Annotated in this window: 13 protein-coding genes; 5 read left to right on the top strand and 8 right to left on the bottom strand. The window is 53.1% G+C overall.

From position 1 onward, the window contains the following. Nucleotides 1–83: 83 nt before the first annotated feature. From BD749_RS14710 to BD749_RS14700, 3 genes are all read right to left on the bottom strand, one after another. Nucleotides 84–704, bottom strand: coding sequence for a MarC family NAAT transporter (locus tag BD749_RS14710; RefSeq protein WP_101445708.1), 621 nt, complete (start codon nucleotides 702–704; stop codon nucleotides 84–86). A 164-nt stretch (nucleotides 705–868) separates the two neighbouring features. After that, on the bottom strand, nucleotides 869–1,063 hold the full coding sequence (locus BD749_RS14705; RefSeq protein ID WP_101445704.1) for a hypothetical protein: 195 nt from the start codon (nucleotides 1,061–1,063) through the stop codon (nucleotides 869–871). Between the two features lie 151 nt (nucleotides 1,064–1,214). Then, nucleotides 1,215–1,832, bottom strand: a complete 618-nt coding sequence (locus tag BD749_RS14700; RefSeq protein ID WP_101446639.1) for a MarC family NAAT transporter — start codon at nucleotides 1,830–1,832, stop codon at nucleotides 1,215–1,217. 150 nt (nucleotides 1,833–1,982) lie between these two features. Between BD749_RS14700 and BD749_RS14695 the strand changes: the two genes are divergently transcribed. Further along, nucleotides 1,983–3,113: a 5-(carboxyamino)imidazole ribonucleotide synthase gene (locus BD749_RS14695; RefSeq protein ID WP_101445700.1), complete on the top strand. Its 1,131-nt coding sequence runs from the start codon at nucleotides 1,983–1,985 to the stop codon at nucleotides 3,111–3,113. Between the two features lies 1 nt (nucleotide 3,114). Next, complete coding sequence (gene purE, locus BD749_RS14690) at nucleotides 3,115–3,639, top strand: 5-(carboxyamino)imidazole ribonucleotide mutase (RefSeq protein ID WP_101445696.1); 525 nt, start codon at nucleotides 3,115–3,117, stop codon at nucleotides 3,637–3,639. Between the two features lie 104 nt (nucleotides 3,640–3,743). Here the strand turns inward: purE and BD749_RS14685 are convergent, their stop codons facing one another. The 4 genes from BD749_RS14685 to BD749_RS14670 all read right to left on the bottom strand — a co-directional run bounded on the left by BD749_RS14685 (nucleotide 3,744) and on the right by BD749_RS14670 (nucleotide 10,837). Beyond that, entirely contained in the window at nucleotides 3,744–4,982 is a 1,239-nt protein-coding gene (locus tag BD749_RS14685; RefSeq protein WP_101445693.1) for an outer membrane beta-barrel protein, read from the bottom strand. 75 nt (nucleotides 4,983–5,057) lie between these two features. After that, nucleotides 5,058–5,729: an outer membrane beta-barrel protein gene (locus tag BD749_RS14680; RefSeq protein ID WP_101445689.1), complete on the bottom strand. Its 672-nt coding sequence runs from the start codon at nucleotides 5,727–5,729 to the stop codon at nucleotides 5,058–5,060. Between the two features lie 153 nt (nucleotides 5,730–5,882). Continuing rightward, entirely contained in the window at nucleotides 5,883–7,817 is a 1,935-nt protein-coding gene (gene dnaK, locus BD749_RS14675; protein WP_101445686.1) for a molecular chaperone DnaK, read from the bottom strand. Nucleotides 7,818–8,116: 299 nt separating this feature from the next. Next, entirely contained in the window at nucleotides 8,117–10,837 is a 2,721-nt protein-coding gene (locus BD749_RS14670) for a S8/S53 family peptidase (protein ID WP_101445683.1), read from the bottom strand. A gap of 615 nt (nucleotides 10,838–11,452) precedes the next feature. On the opposite strand from BD749_RS14670, the gene BD749_RS14665 reads away from it, so the two are divergent. Then, nucleotides 11,453–14,638: a WD40/YVTN/BNR-like repeat-containing protein gene (locus BD749_RS14665; RefSeq protein WP_101445680.1), complete on the top strand. Its 3,186-nt coding sequence runs from the start codon at nucleotides 11,453–11,455 to the stop codon at nucleotides 14,636–14,638. A gap of 150 nt (nucleotides 14,639–14,788) precedes the next feature. Here the strand turns inward: BD749_RS14665 and BD749_RS14660 are convergent, their stop codons facing one another. Beyond that, on the bottom strand, nucleotides 14,789–15,262 hold the full coding sequence (locus tag BD749_RS14660; protein ID WP_101445676.1) for a hypothetical protein: 474 nt from the start codon (nucleotides 15,260–15,262) through the stop codon (nucleotides 14,789–14,791). A gap of 183 nt (nucleotides 15,263–15,445) precedes the next feature. On the opposite strand from BD749_RS14660, the gene BD749_RS14655 reads away from it, so the two are divergent. After that, the gene (locus BD749_RS14655) at nucleotides 15,446–15,976 is read left to right on the top strand and encodes a PepSY-associated TM helix domain-containing protein (RefSeq protein WP_245869245.1); all 531 of its coding nucleotides are present in this window, start codon (nucleotides 15,446–15,448) and stop codon (nucleotides 15,974–15,976) included. Nucleotides 15,977–15,979: 3 nt separating this feature from the next. Further along, complete coding sequence (locus BD749_RS14650) at nucleotides 15,980–18,391, top strand: TonB-dependent receptor plug domain-containing protein (RefSeq protein ID WP_101445670.1); 2,412 nt, start codon at nucleotides 15,980–15,982, stop codon at nucleotides 18,389–18,391. Nucleotides 18,392–18,447 lie beyond the last annotated feature (56 nt).

Here is an 18,447-nt window from a genome sequence, read left to right as displayed (position 1 = left end):
GGACAAACAAGAACACGAGTGCGAAGCTTCCGAATGCAGCGCTGATGAAGTGAATTGCAGGGGCGGAACAGTGATCAGGAAATTTAGGAGAAGAACAGGGCTTGTATACCTGTCACGATGAAATTTACCCCGATCGAAAGTACGATGAAGCCCATAATACGGGATAGCGCCGACAAACCGGCCTTGCCTAAAAACTGCAACAACTGCTGCGAGAAGATCAGGATGAGGTAAGCTACTACAGCCAGCGCGACAATAGCCACTACCACCAAGCCCAGGTCAATAAACCGAAGCGCATCGGAGTATAGGCTGATGCTCACGGCAATGGCGCCCGGTCCGGAGAGCATGGGCATGGCCAGCGGCGCGAAGGAGATGTCCTCCTTTTGCATACTCTCCTTCAGTACGCTTTTCGATACTTTTTTGCCGCGGTGTGCTTTGCTGGATAGTAGCTCAAAACCAGCTTTCATGATCATGAGTCCGCCGGCAATGCGGATATCGTGCAGCCGGATGCCAAAAAAGTTGAGCACATACTGCCCCACCAGGAAGAACACCGCCAGAATCAGAGCCATGTAAATACAGGCGCGTAAGGCTTGTTGGTTCCGGTTGGTAGGGGAGTCGTCTTGGGTGAGCGTTAAAAAAACGGGCATGGCACCAAAAGGGTTCACCACACTAAACAGGGCCGAGAATGTGGCCAGCATCATTTCCATAGCTTGGTCAGGTTGTTTTCTGTTGCAAAACTATGCCGACGAAATTATGCCTGGGTTATCGCTGTGTTGTATGATTGTTAAGTGTCTTGCGGGAAAGCAGAACTGACAGGAGCAGAAAATACAGGTATAGCCGATTGGCGCAAAAGGCGCTATTTAAGTAAGCATCATTTTAAAGCACCACTTGCCTGATTGAGCGGCCTGAAAAGAAAGATGTAGGTATAGCCGGGATCGCCTGTCCCCACCGTTAACTCCAGTGAGTCACCAACAGCAAAGGGCTCCCACTCGCTGGCTTTCCGGGGGGGAAACCGCTCTTCGTATGTGGCAAGTTGCAGGTATAGGCAGCGTGTGCTGGTGCTCACATGCTTGGTTTTTTGCCGGACATAGGCTTTCTCCGTTCTGCACGTGCAGTCGCCATATTATAGTGCCCTTCTATCATTACAGTGCAGGCAGTTATACTCAACCAAGGGCCAGCCTCAGGAAAGGCTTCTGGGTGAAATACATGCGGCGTGATTACGACAAAAACAGCGCATAAATAGCCGAGACTATAAAATTAACTCCAATGGAGAGCACGATAAAGCCCATGATGCGCGACAATGCTGACAGACCCGCCTTGCCCATGAAACGGGTGAGTTGGGTAGAAAAACGCAGAATAACGTAGGAAATGGCGGCCAGCAGAATAATACCGATCAAAATCAGCACCATGTCGAAGAACGAGAGGGACGTGGTAAACAGACCGATGCTCACCGCGATGGCACCCGGTCCGGAGAGCATGGGCATGGCCAGCGGGGTAAAGGAAATATCCTCTTTGTGTTGTGCCTCTTCTACCACATCCGGCGATACCTTTTTATTGCTGCCACCCGGCGTGAGCAAGTCGAAACCGGCTTTCATGATCATAAGACCGCCCGCAATGCGCAGATCGTGGATGCGGATGCCGAAGAAATTGAGCACGTACTGCCCGGCCAGAAAGAAGACGGCCAGTATACCTACCATGTAGAGGCAAGCCTTGAGGGCCTGCTGGTTACGCTGGGCAGGGGTATCGTTTTGGGTGAGCGTCAGGAAGACCGGCATGGCCCCAAAGGGGTTCACAACGGAGAAAAGGGCAGAAAGCGTAGCAAGAATAATTTCCATGGGTGCGATAAACGTAGAACCTCCAATATAGTTTTTAATCAATATAAAACCAAAGACACACACCTGACAGGTATAGAAAAGAAGCGGAAGGCTGCGCGATTAAAACATAATCCTTAATTTTGGGTAGAACAACACCCAAAGCAACATACCATGAAAGGAGAAGTAAAGCTTGGCATATTGGGCGGCGGCCAGCTGGGGCGCATGCTCATCCAGGCCGGGCTCGATTTTAATATTTATACCCTGGTGCTCGACCCTGACGAAAACGCACCTTGCAAGGACGTGTGCCATGAGTTCTATGTGGGCAGTTTCCGCGACTTCGATACGGTGTATGAGTTTGGCAGGAATTGCGACATACTCACCATCGAGATTGAGCACGTGAACGCCGACGCCCTGGAAAAACTGGAGCAGGAAGGCGTGAAGGTATACCCGGACGCCAGGACGGTACGCACCATTCAGGACAAAGGCCTGCAAAAGGAGTTTTACAGCAAGCACGCTATACCTACTGCCGACTTCAGAATCCTGAAAGATGCCGAAGAACTTGCCGCGAACACCGACTTTCTGCCAGCTTTCCAGAAGCTGCGCCGCGAAGGCTATGACGGCCGTGGCGTGACAAGGCTGCAGAGCGAAGCCGATCTGGGCAAGGGTTTCACAGAACCTTCGGTGCTGGAGAAACTGGTGGATTTTGAGAAGGAGATTTCTGTGATCGTGGCCCGCAACGCCGGCGGGCAGGTGACGGCTTTCCCGGTCGTAGAGCTGAGCTTCCATCCAGAGCACAACCTTGTAGACTCGCTCTTCGCACCAGCCAATGTACCCTACAAACTGCAGCGCCTCGCAATTGAGATTGCGACCCGCGTGATCGAGTCATTTGACATGGTAGGTATACTTGCTGTAGAGATGTTCCTGACCAAGGATGGACAGATACTGGTGAATGAAGTGGCGCCGCGTCCGCACAACAGCGGGCACCACACCATCAAGGCAAATTATACATCCCAGTACGAGCAGCATCTGCGCGCCATCCTGGACTTGCCGCTGGGCAGCACCGACATCCAAAGTGCGGCTGTGATGCTGAACCTATTAGGCGAACCGGGCTATGACGGGGAGGCAAAATACGAAGGCTTGCAGCAAGCCTTGGCCGTACCGGGTGTGTACATTCACCTGTATGGCAAGAAGTATACCCGTGCCGCCCGCAAGATGGGCCACATCACCGTGCTGGGCACCGACCTGCAGGAAGCGCAGCAGCGGGCCGAATCTATTCGTAATATCATCAAAGTAATCGCATAATATGGCAAATGAAACAACACAGCAGCCGTTGGTAGGCATCATCATGGGCAGCCAGTCTGACATGAAAATAATGGAAGCGGCCGCTGAAATACTGGAAAACCTGGGCGTGCCTTTTGAGATCACCATCGTTTCGGCGCACCGCACCCCACACCGGATGTTCGAGTACGCTGAGCAGGCCCGCAAAAAAGGACTGAAGGTGATCATTGCCGGAGCTGGCGGCGCGGCACACCTGCCAGGTATGGTGGCTTCCATTACGACACTGCCTGTCATCGGTGTACCGGTGAAGTCCAGCAACTCCATCGATGGCTGGGACTCTGTGCTGTCTATCCTGCAGATGCCGGGTGGTGTGCCAGTGGCCACTGTAGCGCTGGATGGTGCCCTGAATGCAGGTATACTGGCCGCCCAGATCATCGGCACCTCCAACGCCGCCGTGGCCGACAAACTGGAGAAATATAAAGTGAGCCTGAAAGACAAAGTGATGCGCTCAGTAGAGGAACTGAGAAGAGGGGATCGGGATCTGGATTAAAGTATAGCTCACCCCAACAAAGAAGGCCCGCAGCTCATAAAGCTGCGGGCCTTCTTTGTTGGAAACCACAGGTGAGGTTTTATCTATACTTTGTATCTGTGAGGCTAGAATTTATACCCAGCCTGGAAACTGAACCCCTTGATGCTGCTACTCAGACTACGGACACTGGAGATGCCTTCGGTGGTTTCATACCTCGTCTCGATGAGGAGTGCCCGTCCGCGAATAGGGTATACAAGGCCTATACCTGCTTGCGCACCAAACATATACTGTTTGTAAATGCCGTCCGGCATAGCTTCCGTTACTTCCGTGTATGAGGTGTTCTGGAACGTGCTGTTTTTGGTTTCCACTCTATCGGTACTGATTGCATAAGCGTAAGAAGCACCTGCATTGATAAATGGTCTTATTCTACCCTTGGGAAAGGTATAGCGCAATTGGGCGGGTACTTTCAGGTAGTGCAAATCGAGCAGGATGTCGTAGTTGGTGGTACGCCCCAGGTTGGTTATGTTTCTGATTTCACCTTCATAGCGATAGGGGGCATAGAGCAGTTCAAGCATGAACGACAGCTTTTCGCTGATGGTGGGGTTGGTAACCTCCAGGCCCAAACCGCCTCCCAGGCCTAAGCCAGTATGCTGGAAAGTGGCTTTCGCATAGGGGTGCTCCCCCGACATTTGCAGCGTTGCCTTTGAGAAAGCTAGCAGCGGGTAAGGTTTTACAATTGTTTTTCGGGATGGCTGTGTGTACTGCTCGCCGCCCATGCATTCATTATAGTCGTTGGCTATTTTGGTCAGGGAGCTATGGCGTAATGTTGTGTTCCTGAGGCGCTCTTCTGACAGAGCCGAGCAATCAAAGAAAGCGGATCCCAGCACGCCCAGGTATAGATTTTCCACCATCCGGAAAGTTTTGCCGGTCTTTGGGTCTTTTTTATTGTAGACGCGTGCTTTCAGCTCCACCAGTTCGGCACCGTCTTTTGACAGGTAGAACCGGTCGAGATCTGAATCGTCCCGATGCGTGTAGATAGAGACCTTTCCTTTTGCCAGTACCTGCAGAAATAAGCGCTGCGCCGGCTGCCCCTCCTCTGCAGGTATAACCTGTGCTTCGTAAGCCTTGTTCTCTTTCGCAAAGCCATACGCAGCCAATTGCGTAGGGTCAAAATCCTGCTCTGTGGCATTCAGGTCGGTTTTGAAAGTGGTGGTTTTGGAACTGCGTACAGCGCCCCGGTAGTCAACAAAACCACGAAGCGTGTCGTCGTTCTGAACAATGTAACCAGGCCTGAAATCTTTCTGTGAAAAGGCAGGAGCAATAAATACAGCTATAAGCAGGAGGGTAAGGTAGAAGTGTTTCATTAAGTTGTTTTCAGATAATTAATCGGCGAATATAGCTAAACTTACAGATAGCATATACTTTGGTATAGGGAGCGGTTAAAAATAAAAGCCCACACCCAGATTCGTCCTGCTCAGGTCGAAGTCCAGATCTGTGTAGTGGCCCCGGCCAAAGCCATGCTGGTAGCGCAGGAGATTGGCCTTCAGTTCTATACCTATTTTATCAGTCGGAAAATATACCAGGCCGGGCGAGACCATGGCGTAGAGGGAGACCTCATTCGTTTCCGACTTATAAACAGACTCCCCACCCGTTGCCGGGTCCCAGGAGCCGTCGGGATGCCCGGCGCCGGAAAAATAGCTTTCTGTTTTTACTTTAGCGGTCTGCAAACCCGCCGTGCCCTCCGCAAATAGGGCGAACCGATTGCCCAGGCTGTAATAATAGCGGGCCATAGGGCCGAGGTTGTAAATCCGTGTAATTGTTTCATTCTCAGAACGATAATGACTGCTATAGTCAGGAGGGCTTTCTGTCTGTTTCAAGCGCTGGATTGCGCGGTAGTAGCCCATGCTTAGGCCAACCACCAGATTGTCTGCTACGAAGCTTCCGGCCGAGGACCTTGCTTCGTAGGAGAAGGTCTTACTGCCCTCATCAGGTTTTTTAAAGCCGATGCCTATGCCTATGCCTATGCCGGAGAACCTGGTACCTGGCTGAAGTTGGGCAAAGGCGCTGCCGGTTATCAGCATGGCCAGGAAGAAGAGGTTTATTGTTTTCATGGTGTGAGGTATTACCATGAAATATAGAAATAAATAAATATTTTTTTGGTGCCAGGTATAGATTTTCTTCCAGAATTTTAAGCGGGTTTGAAAGGCAAAAAAAATCCCCTGCCGAGATACTCGACAGGGGATTCTACTATTTTGATTTAATGCTTATTTCTTGCTACCGTCTACTTCTTCGTAGTCTACGTCGGTTACACCGCCGTCGTCAGAACCTGCGCCCTGCGGACCACCCGCCTGCTGACCGTTTCCGGCTCCACCGGCTGCGCCTTCCTGTCCGGCACCGGCTGCGTACATCTCCTGAGAGGCCGCCTGCCAGGCATTGTTCAGACCTTCGATCGCTGCGTCGATTCCGGCGATGTCCTTCGCACCGTGTGCTGTTCTGAGCTGACCCAGTGCACTCTCGATGTTCGACTTGTTGCCTTCCGACAGTTTCTCGCCGTACTCCTTCAGCTGCTTTTCGGTCTGGAAGATCATGGAGTCAGCTGCGTTCAGCTTCTCGATCTCTTCTTTCGCCTTCTTGTCAGCTTCGGCGTTGGCTTCTGCCTCCTGACGCATTTTTTCGATCTCCTGCTCGCTCAGACCAGAAGAAGCCTCAATGCGGATCTTCTGCTCTTTGCCAGTCGCTTTGTCCTTGGCCGTTACGTGCAGGATACCGTTGGCGTCGATGTCGAAAATTACTTCGATCTGTGGAACGCCGCGTGGTGCTGGTGGAATGCCGTCCAGGTGGAAACGACCGATCGTACGGTTGTCTTTCGCCATGGGGCGCTCACCCTGCAGTACGTGGATCTCTACCGATGGCTGGTTGTCCGATGCCGTGGAGAATGTCTCAGACTTCTTCGTAGGAATGGTCGTGTTAGACTCGATCAACTTCGTCATCACACCACCCATGGTCTCGATACCCAGTGAAAGTGGGGTTACGTCCAGCAGAAGCACGTCTTTTACTTCACCTGTCAGTACACCACCCTGGATTGCAGCACCGATGGCCACAACCTCATCCGGGTTCACACCTTTAGATGGCTTCTTGCCGAAGAACTTCTCTACTTCTTCCTGCACTCTTGGGATACGGGTAGAACCACCTACCAAAATCACTTCATCGATGTCGGAGGTTGATAGTCCAGCGTCCTGGAGCGCCTTCTTGCAAGGCTCCATTGAGCGACGGATCAGGTCGTCAGACAACTGCTCGAACTTAGCACGCGTCAGTTTGCGTACCAGGTGCTTCGGCACACCGTCAACCGGCATGATGTAAGGCAGGTTGATCTCTGTTTCGTTAGAAGAAGAAAGCTCGATTTTAGCTTTCTCAGCGGCTTCTTTCAGACGCTGCAAAGCCATTGGGTCCTTGCGCAGGTCCAGGCCTTCGTCGTTCTTAAACTCATCCGCCAGCCAGTTGATGATTTTCTGGTCGAAGTCGTCACCACCCAGGTGCGTGTCACCGTTCGTAGAAAGTACTTCGAACACGCCGTCACCCAACTCCAGGATAGAGATATCGAACGTACCGCCACCTAAGTCGAATACCGCGATCTTCTGGTCTTTGTGTTTTTTGTCGAGGCCGTAGGCAAGCGCTGCTGCCGTTGGCTCGTTGATGATACGCTTCACTTCAAGGCCTGCAATCTGGCCGGCCTCTTTCGTGGCCTGGCGCTGTGCGTCGTTGAAGTAAGCCGGTACCGTAATAACCGCTTCCGTTACTGTAGTGCCCAGGTAGTCTTCTGCCGTAGCCTTCATTTTCTGAAGCACCATCGCAGAGATTTCCTGTGGTGTGTACTGGCGGTCGCCAATTTCTACACGCACAGTGTTGTTGCCCCCCTGCACCACTTTGTAAGACACCTGCTTCGCCTCTTCGCTCACCTCGTTGTAGCTGTGGCCCATGAAGCGCTTGATCGAAGCGATCGTGTTTTGCGGGTTTGTGATTGCCTGACGTTTGGCAGGGTCACCTACCTTACGCTCGCCTTTGCCACCATCCAGGAAAGCGACGATAGACGGAGTAGTTCTGCGGCCTTCGCTGTTAGGAATAACCACCGGCTCGTTACCTTCCATTACGGCAACGCAGGAGTTGGTTGTACCTAAGTCAATACCAATTATCTTTCCCATTCTATAGTTTTATAATGATTCGAGATTCAATTTCTTTTTTACTGTTGGTAGCAGTCTATCAAGGCATGTGCCAATGCTAAAATCGCTTATTTTGCCTGTCATTCTGTCACAAGAAACGAAGCTGCGTTTCCTTTTGTCGTTTTTGCCGGAAGAAGCTATATAATTCTCCGCCATATTTTCCTGCTGGCACCTGCTACACATACACTAACTCAGGCTAAACGATTAGCAGAGAACCAAGTTACCGCCCATAAAAAAAAGCTCTCCATGCGGAGAGCTTTTCAAAGGACTTAGCTGTTCAGCTAGCGTGCGATCACCATTTTCATCGTCGATGTTTTTCCGTGTGTCTGAATGCGGTATAGGTAGGTGCCGCTTGGAAGCGTACTGCCATCGAACTTCACTTCATGGTTGCCTGACTGCTTGGTCTCCGAAACAAGCGTTCTGATCTTTTTGCCCATGATGTCGAGTACATCCACCGTCACGAATCCGTCGTTTGCCATACCGAACTGGATAGTTGTTGTTTCAGCAAATGGGTTAGGGTAGGCGATCGCCTTCGCATTGGTCGCTTCTGCTACTTGCATCGCCGAAGTTGTAGCGGCAGCCAACTGATTCCAGCCGGTGAACGTGCGGGTCACGATCACGGCTAATTCGGCACGGGTCACACTGGCAGTCGGTTTGAAGGTGGCATGCACTACCGGCTGCAGGTCGTAAGGTACTTGCGTCACATGGTAGAAGGCGTTGATCAGGTTCAGCTCCAGTGCCACACTCACATAGCCTTCCAGGCCTGCCGGTATGTCCTTGGCGTCTTCGATAGGGTAGGTGGTGCCATTAAGCGTAACCGTTGGTGCCAAGCCATTGCGTTTGAGCGCTTCTGTCTCCTGACCTAGTGCCTGCACCAGCGAGTAGGCCAGGCTGGCGCGGCTCACAGTGCCATTCGGGTTGAATTTGCCGGCTGAAGCGGCCGTCATCAGGCCATTGAAGGCATAGAAGTTGTCACGCAGGGCAGCGCCTTTGGCTGTCACCGATTCCGCCAGCAGTTTCTGAGCGGCCGATACGTCTGTGAATGACTCAGTACCATCTGTAGGTATAAATTGGCGGGCGCCCTGACCCATCATCAGGTAGTCTGCCAACTCAATGCGCTTCAAGAGGGCATCCGGCTTGTAGGTGCCATCGCTCAAACCGTCAACCAGACGCTCATCCACAGCGAGTTCGATGGCCGACTTGGCCGGGTGGCTGGCAATATCGTTCAGTCCGGTGGCGCCCAAGATCTGGGTTTGCGTGATTTTCACGTCCAGCGTTTCCGGGAAGCCTGCTCCCTGCAAGCCATATACCACGGCTTTCCACTGGCCCGGCATAGGGTTAGCTACTGCCACAGCACGGTCAGTATACAAGGTGAACAGCGCAGAGATGCCCGAACCGTAAGTCGTACCGTCTGGCGCTACCAGGCGCAATCCAACGGTATTGCCTGTTTCGCCCAGCGCTCCCGTGGTAAACATCTTGGCTTCTATACCTGTCACACCACTGGCTACATCAAAGGTGCGCTCGTTCGTAGCTGTCGTGGCCGGGTTGTAGTCGATGCGCAGGGTCTGCTCAGCAGCCGATGAATTAATGTTGCTGTTGAATTTTCTGCTGATGTTCAGCTGAGAACCGAAAGACGTGTTTCTGAATACATGGTCCACGGCGGCATAAGCGTTCACGTAACCTGCGCCCACTTCCCAAGGCTCACGGCCGGGCATGTTTGTGGCGGTCTGTTGCAGAATGCTTTTTACTTGATCTGGTGTAAGGCGTGGATTGGCCTCAAGCATCAGGGCAATGATGCCAGACACGTGCGGCGTTGCCATTGACGTTCCGTCCATGTGGGTGTAGAACGGTACCTCAGAAGGCTCCAGCGTTTCGATGTCCTGCTGAATGCCGAGTGAGGCAACAGGGCCGATCACTCTGGTAGATACCACATCCACACCAGGGCCCACTACGGTTGGTCTGTTCTCCACGGTCCAGGTTCTGCCATCAAAAGTAAGTGTCTCCTTGTGGTCTTTCACGCCTCTGGAAGAGAAGCTGGCCAGTCTGCCGTAGCGGTCGCCGGCACCTACCGAGATCACCCACGGAGCCACGGCATAAGGGTTATGTGTGTCAGAGCCGGGACCTTCGTTGCCGGCCGCGAAAACAGAGATGATGTTCTTTTTATAAGCGGCCAAAGAAGCCACGTTTACTGGGTGGTTCGGGTTAAAAGCACCCGACGTACCCCAGGAGTTGCTGATTACCCGAATGCCATAACGGGCCTGGTTCAGCATCACCCAGTCATAGGACCCAATGGCATCCAGGATGAAAAGAGCAGCACCAGAGCCGTAACCGACCAGGTCAGCGCCCGGAGCCACGCCAGCATACTTGCCCTTGGACATGGTGCCCAAGCCGCCAACAGTGCCCGCGCAGTGGGTGCCGTGGCCAGAGTTATTGTCGGTGTTCGGCACGTTCTCCAGCCAAACAGGTGGCAACAGGGCTGAAAGTCCGTTCAGGTTGGTGGTGCCCATTACGTTCTGCTTCAGGTTTTTGCCCAGTTTCAGGTCTTCGTGTGTGCCGTCCACGCCACTGTCGTTAATCACCACCGTCACGCCTTTGCCAGACACCGGTAGGCCACCGTTTCGGGTGGTCATCTCCATGTCGTTGCGGAGTCGTTGTACCCCTGTCAGGTGCGTGTCGTGGTGGTTAAAATAGGTGAGTCGTTTGTTTAGGTAGATGGAGCGCACCTGCTTGTTGGCAGCCAGGGAGTTAACCTGTGTGGCTGTGGCCAGCACGCCAACAATAGGAAGCGTCTGCATGGAAACACCTGTTGTAATACCCAGTAAGTTGAGCGACAGGATGTTGGAAGCGCTCGGGGCCTTGTCGCCATGGAACGTGACAATGACCTGTTGTGGTAGGATGGAAGAACGCAGCGCCTGTTGTAACTCAGGGTCTACGATTGCCTGTGAAAATGCACTGCCCGTCAGGAAGAAGAGGGCAGCAATCAAGGTAAACAATTTGTTCATAGAAGAGTTGTTTTGGTTAAAAATTGGATGGAATTCGGGTAAGTATAAGGTGACTACTTACACGTTATAGTTATTCCGCTCTATACTTAATTTGCACTATATTGGTTTTTTTTAAAAAGGCTTGGATTAAATTTTAAGTATTTCACACTTTTTAATGGTTAAACACCTTGTTGTCAGGCATTTTAATTTCAAGATGCATGTTTGGAATTTGTAAAAATTTTATCTAACAAGTCTTTGTTTTATTAAACATAGTGACGATAAAATTGGATATTTTCCAAATGGTTTAATGTTAGTGTTTGAACGCATATTGTGTTATATAATTTTTTTTAATAAGCCTGCTCCGCATTTATACCAGAATATTTTTTTGATAGCACAGAGGGCTATACCTGCAAAGTGACCTCGACTAAAGGTATAGGGAAGGGCAAGCTGAGGGTAGCCAGGTAGCTCTGTTTAAGATTTGTGCTGAGCCCCTGTGTTAAGAGCTTCACTTCGAAAGTGATTGGGTATAGGCTACGGATCCTGCAATGGTGAAGGGGATCATTTGCTTTTTAGGCTAAACTTTTCTAAATCATTATTCCAAACAAACGAATCGCTAAACCTCTCGCTCACCTTTACATGAAAAGCACATTCTTCAGAACAGGCACTACGGCGTGTCTGCTACTGGCTCTTACCTTGTCGTCGCCGGATGCGACGGCGCAGAAACAGAAGCCACGCAGCAGCAAGCAAAAAGAGACAACCGCACCCTTTGATGCAAAACTCTACAACGGCATCACCTGGCGCTCCATCGGCCCGTTCCGGGGTGGCCGCTCCGCTACCGTAACCGGCGTTCCGGGCAAACCAAACCTATACTACATGGGCACCGTGGGTGGTGGCGTATGGCGCACTTCTGACGGCGGTGCTACCTGGGAGAACATCTCCGACGGTTTCTACGGCGGCTCGATAGGGGCAGTGGCCGTAAGCGAGTCTGATCCGAACGTAATTTATGTAGGCGAAGGGGAGAAGACGGTACGTGGCAACGTGTCGTCAGGCCATGGCATGTGGCGTTCAGTGGATGCCGGCAAAACCTGGGAGTCGATCGGACTGAAAGACTCGAAGCACATTGGCCGCATCCGCATCCACCCAACCAACCCCGACATCGTGTATGTGGCCGTGATGGGCGACCTCTACAAGTCGCATGAAGAACGTGGGGTATACAAAAGCACGGATGGCGGTAAGACATGGAAGCGCACGCTGTTCGCCAATAAAGACGCCGGTGCCGTGGACCTGATCCTGGACCCGAATAACCCGCGCCATATCTACGCCACCACCTGGAACGTGCGCCGTAATCCGTATAGCCTATCCTCAGGCGGACCGGGCTCGGGCGTCTGGAAGAGCACCGACGGTGGCGAAACCTGGAAAGACATCTCGAAAAACGAAGGATTGCCGAAGGGCACACTGGGCATCATTGGCGTAGCCGTATCGCCTGCCAACTCGAGCAGGGTATACGCCATGGTAGAAGCTGATGAAGGCGGGCTTTTCCGCTCCGACGACAGCGGCGTGACATGGAAGAAGATGAACGACGACCGTAACCTGCGCCAGCGGGCCTGGTACTATACCCGCGTGTATGCCGACCCGAAAGACGAGGACGTGGTGTACGTGCTGAACGTGGCCTACCACCGCAGCAAAGATGGTGGCAGAACTTTTAGCTCCGCCTATGCCGGCCACTCCGACCACCACGATTTATGGATCGCACCGGAGAACTCGTCGCGCATGGTGATAGCCGACGATGGTGGTGCACAGGTCACATCAGACGGCGGCATGAACTGGAGCACGATGGACAACCAACCGACAGGGCAGTTTTACCGCGTCGTGACCGACAACCACTTCCCTTACCGCATTTACGGGGCGCAGCAGGATAACTCCACGGTGCGCATCAGCCACCGCTCTTCCGGTTGGAGCATCACCGAGAAAGACTGGGAAGAAACAGCCGGATCGGAGAGTGCGCACCTGGCCGTAAATCCGGAGAACCCGGAGATCGTGTATGGCGGCAACTACGGCGGCTTTTTGTCGCGCGTGGATCACAGCAACGGGCAGGAGCGGGTAATCAACGTATGGCCGGACAACCCGATGGGCCATGGTGCAGAAGGCATGAAGTACCGCTTCCAGTGGAACTTCCCGATCATGTTCTCGCCAAACGATCCGAAGAAGCTCTACACCACCTCCAACCACGTGCACGTGACCTACAACGAGGGGCAAACCTGGGAACTGATCAGTCCGGACCTGACCCGCAACGATCCTACTAAACTGGGACCGTCCGGCGGACCGATCACCAAGGACAATACCAGCGTGGAGTATTACGGCACTATCTTCGCCATTGCGGAGTCGCCGGTAGAGCCGGGTGTGATCTGGACTGGTTCGGACGACGGATTGATTCATGTGACACGCGACAACGGCAAGAACTGGACAAAGGTGCAGCCGAAAGGTATGCCGGAGTGGATCCAGATCAACAGCCTGGAGGCGCACCCAACCCAGAAAGGAGCCGCTTATGTGGCTGCGACCATGTATAAGTCAGGCGACTTCAGCCCCTATCTGTACAAGACAATCGACTACGGCAAGACCTGGACGAAGATCACGACAGGTATACAGGGCCACCACTTTACCCGCGTGGTGCGTGCCGATCCGAAACGCGACGGTTTGCTCTACGCCGGTACCGAGTATGGTATGTACGTGTCGTTCAACGACGGCCAGAGCTGGCAACCCTTCCAGCTGAACCTGCCGATCGTGCCGATCACGGACCTGACGATCAAAAACGACAACCTGATTGCCGCCACGCAGGGCCGCAGCTTCTGGATCATCGACGACCTCACGCCGCTGCACCAACTGAACGAAGGTATAGCCAAGGCGAAATTCCACCTGTACAAACCACTCGACAGTTACAAAATGGATGGTGGCAACCGGGGACTTTCCAAGACTGCCGGCGAGAACCACCCGGGCGGTGTGATGGTGCATTACTACCTGCCAACTAAACCCGACTCAGCTACGGTGGTGCAGCTCGAGATCATGGACCAGAACGGCAAACTGATCCGCAGCTACGCCAGCAATGCCAAGGAGAACAAGGACAAGCTAACAATTAAGGAAGGCCTGAACCGCTTCGTGTGGGACATGCGCTACCCCGAGGCCAGTAAGTTTGATGGCATCATTCTGTGGGGAGGCGGTCTGCAGGGACCTAAGGCTATACCTGGTAACTACAAAGCAAAGCTGACCGTGAACAAGGAGAGCCAGGAGACAGCCTTTACCATCCTGCCGGACCCGCGCACCAAGGCCACGCCGGAAGACCGCGCCGCCCAGTTCGCTTTCCTGACCGAGGTGCGTGACAAGCTCACTGAAACGCATGACGCGATCAAAGACATCCGAACCATGCGGGCCCAGCTCAACACGCTCAAAGGCAACCTGAAAGGGCAGGAGAGCTACAAAGATGTTGTGGAGTCTGCCACGGCTATCGATAAAAAGATCACGGCTATTGAAGAAGCGCTGTACCAGACGAAGAACCGCAGCGGCCAGGACCCGCTTAACTACCCGATCCGCCTGAACAACAAACTGGCGAACCTGGTGGGGCAGGTGAGTACCGGCGATTTCCGTCCAACGGATCAGGCCTATGCCTTTAAACAAGAGATCACCGCCCAGATTGACGAGCAGCTTAACCTGTTCAAGCAGGTGCAGTCGCAGGATGTGCCGGCGCTGAACAGGCTCGTGAAGGAGAAAGGCGTGGATGCCATCTCGGTGAAGAAAGCAGAGACTGCTCCGGCAACGGGTTCTTTATAAGGTATTGCTTATAGCTGAAACCACGAAAGCCCTGTCAGTAATGACAGGGCTTTCTGTTTTGTTAGATTTTAAGTCAAGTCTGTTGATGAAGCAGGTACATTTCTGCCTAATAATAGGTATGCAAATCGGGTGCAGGTATAGCTGAAGAGGTTAAAGCTTCTCGACCACTAACTGCGCCTTTTGCACTTCCCCTTCATGTGCCTCGCCAGGGTATGGCTTCACACCTCTTAGCGTGAACTTATAGTTTACTTCGCCCACTTCAGCCTCTACCGTATGGGTTTCTCTTGCCCCATCTGTGCCGCAGTCGCCGATGCAGAGGGTAATGTTTTCATTGATGCCCTGGCTGTTGGAGGCACGCAGCGCAACTGTGGCATTTCCTGCCGTCACGCAGTTAACGTCGGTGGGGCAGCGGGAGTCTTCGATGTTTTTCAAGGAAACGATCAGGCGGCGGGGCACCTCTTCGCCATAAAGCGTAATCTGCCCGAATTGCGACAGGAGCGCCTCCTGGCCAAATTTCAAATCGCCGGTTTGTTTTGTGAACTCCGTCGTTTCGTAAGTCTCTTCTTCCTGCTGGCATTGGGTAAAGAGCGCCAGCGCCAACAGTGGATAAAACAGTTTAATCATAGTAGTATAGGTTATTCAACCGTAAGAGCCTTTAAAACGGTGGATGGTTGCAATTAGTGTGCAAATTTTAAAGACTGGTGTCGCCACATTGTTTATCTGCTTCAATTGTCAGATATTGGGCTTTCATCCCTATTCTAATCTATCTACGTGAGTACCAGTACCGCCACCCTTGTAAAACAGAAAGTGAAAACGCTCGCTGAACGGCTGCGCAATTTTCGGGTATACCATCGCTATCTGGGGCTTGTGCTGGGCGTGTTTGTTCTCATAAGCAGCACAACAGGTATACTACTGGGTTGGAAAAAGGACGTGGACTTGCTCCAGCCACTTACTCAAAAGGGCTCCAGTACCGACCTGCAACAGTGGCTGCCCTTGGCTGAGCTGTCCGCGCGATCGCTTGCCGGTCTGGACTCGGCCGCGGCTATCAACAATAACCCCATCGACCGCATCGAGGCGCGGCTCGACAAAGGCATTGTGAAGACTATTTTTAAGGAGGGAAGCTGGGAAGTGCAGCTCGACGCCAGCACCGGCAAAGTGCTCTCGGTGGCCCGTCGCCACTCTGATTGGATAGAGAAAGTGCACGACGGCTCCATTATCAGCGATCTGTTCAAGCTGATTTCCATGAACGTGCTGGGCTTCGGCTTGTTGATCCTTTCCATCACAGGTTTCTTCCTGTGGTTCTACCCACGGAAAATCCGAAAGATCAAGAGCGAGTAAAGCATGAGGAAGCTTCTATTCCTGATTGGAGGGTTGTGCCTGCTCCCTACTGCCACCTTCTCACAAATATTGACTGTAAGAGATCAGGTCACGCAGCAGCCCCTGGAAATGGTGCAGCTCTCCGGCAAAACGTCGGACCAGATCCACTTTACCGATAGGAAAGGACAGGTCGATATCAGTTCGTTCAGCATCCTCGACAGCCTGGTGGTTCGGTTGGTGGGCTACGACCAACGCGTTATGGCTTATGCGCAACTGGAGCGGCAGGGCTTTGAGCTATACCTGCACGAGAACAACATTTCGCTGCGCACGGTGGTTGTTTCGGCGACCCGCTGGCAACAGGACGCAAAGGAAGTGCCGCAGCGGGTGAGCACCATCGAATCGAAGGATGTGCAGTTGCAGCAACCCCAGACCGCGGCCGATATGCTGGGGCAGGCCGGAGAGGTATATATCCAAAAAAGCCAGGGAGGAGGCGGAAGCCCCATGATCCGTGGCTTTGCTGCCAACCGGGTATTACTCGCGGTGGACGGTGTGCGCATGAACACGGCTATTTTCCGGAGTGGCAACCTGCAAAATGTTATTTCACTCGACCCTTTTGCCATCGCCAAAACGGAGGTACTCTTTGGGCCAGGCTCGGTGATGTTTGGCAGCGATGCCATCGGGGGCGTGATGAACTTCTATACCTTGACGCCTGCATTTGCAACAGACGATTCGCCGCTTTTGAAAGGCAGCGCGACCACCCGCTGGTCGTCGGCTAACCGCGAAAAAACCGGCCACTTGGACCTGCGTTTGGGTTTTAAGGAATGGGCCTTTCTGACCAGTGCCACCTTCAGCGACTTCGGTGACCTGCGTATGGGGGCGCATGGCCCGGATGATTATCTGCGAAAGGAATATGTCCGCAGCCATAACGGCCAGGACGAAGTACTCACCAACACTGATCCGAGGCTGCAGGTGCGCACGGGCTACGAGCAACTGAACCTGATGCAGAAGATCAGGTATAGGCCAGGTGAGAACTGGGACCTGCAATACGGTTTCCATTACGCCACCACTTCCGACGTACCTCGCTACGACCGCCTGACGCTGTATAAAAACGGCAAGCTGCGTTCGGCGGAGTGGTACTACGGTCCGCAGGTATGGGCCATGCAGCACCTGCAGGCCAGGCGCCAGGCGGGCAGCAAATTCTTCGATCAGCTGAATATTGGATTGGCGTACCAGTTGTTTGAGGAGAGTCGCCATAACCGTGACCTGGGCAAGCCGACCCGGTATAACCGCTACGAAAAAGTAAACGCCTTCTCAGCCAACCTTGATTTTGAAAAAGCGCTGGACAAGCGGCATCATCTTTTTTATGGGCTAGAGGCGATCTACAACAAGGTAGCCTCCACGGGCACTGACGAAAATAACAGTACAGGCGACTTAGTTCCGGGGCCGTCCCGCTACCCTAACGGCGCCGACTGGAGTTCTTATGCTTCCTTTCTGACCTACCGCTTCAAAGCCGGAGAGAAGCTCACAGTGCTCACCGGAGCCAGGTATAACCACGTGCTGCTCCATGCAGACTTCGATAAAAGATTCTACAACCTGCCATTCACTTCCGCCGACATCAACGCAGGTGCTGTGACCGGAAGTGCCGGGTTGGTATACAGTGCACAACCGAGTTGGCAGCTGAGCTCGAATTTGTCCACCGGTTTCCGGTCCCCAAACGTGGATGACATCGGCAAGATTTTCGATTCGGCGCCTGGCCTGGTCGTGGTGCCTAATCCCGATCTTAGGCCGGAGTATGCTTACAATGCCGATTTGGGTTTTGCCAAAACGTTTGGGGATGTGCTGAAGCTGGACGCCACCGCTTTCTATACCTACTTGCAGGATGCGCTGGTGCGACGCGACTATACCTTGAGTGGGCAGAGCAGCATCGAATACGAGGGCGAGTGGAGTCAGGTGCAGGCGATTCAGAATGCCGCTTTTGTAAGGGTGTGGGGTGTGCAGGCAGGTATAGAGATGAAACTGCCAGCGGGGTTTGGGCTCTCCTCCCGATATAACCTGCAGCGCGGGCGCGAGGAGCTCGACAACGGCACAGAGGCTCCCTTGCGGCATGCGGCGCCGTCGTTTGGCCTTACCCGCCTTACCTATACCCGCAACCGACTGAAAGCCGATGTGTATGCGCAGTACAACGGGGCCATCAGGTATAGCCAGCTGGCCCCAGAAGAACAGGACAAAGCCTACCTCTACGCTGCCGATGCAAACGGAAACCCTTACAGTCCCGCCTGGGCCACGCTCAACCTGAAGGCTCGCTACCAATTGAGCCAGCACCTGGCAGCGAGCGCAGGCATCGAAAACATCACCAACGTACGCTATCGCCCTTATTCCTCAGGTATAGTTGCCCCTGGCCGAAATTTCATTTTGTCGCTTCGGGCTTCGTTTTAACTTTTATTACTGCCCCGGTAGTTACTTTGGTGGCCCTGCCGAGCAACAGGCAGATG

It is taken from the genome of Pontibacter ramchanderi, assembly GCF_002846395.1.
Taxonomy (GTDB): Bacteria; Bacteroidota; Bacteroidia; order Cytophagales; family Hymenobacteraceae; genus Pontibacter; species Pontibacter ramchanderi.
The sequence above is the reverse complement of the archived record's forward strand: the minus strand, read 5'-3'. Positions and strand labels throughout refer to the sequence as shown.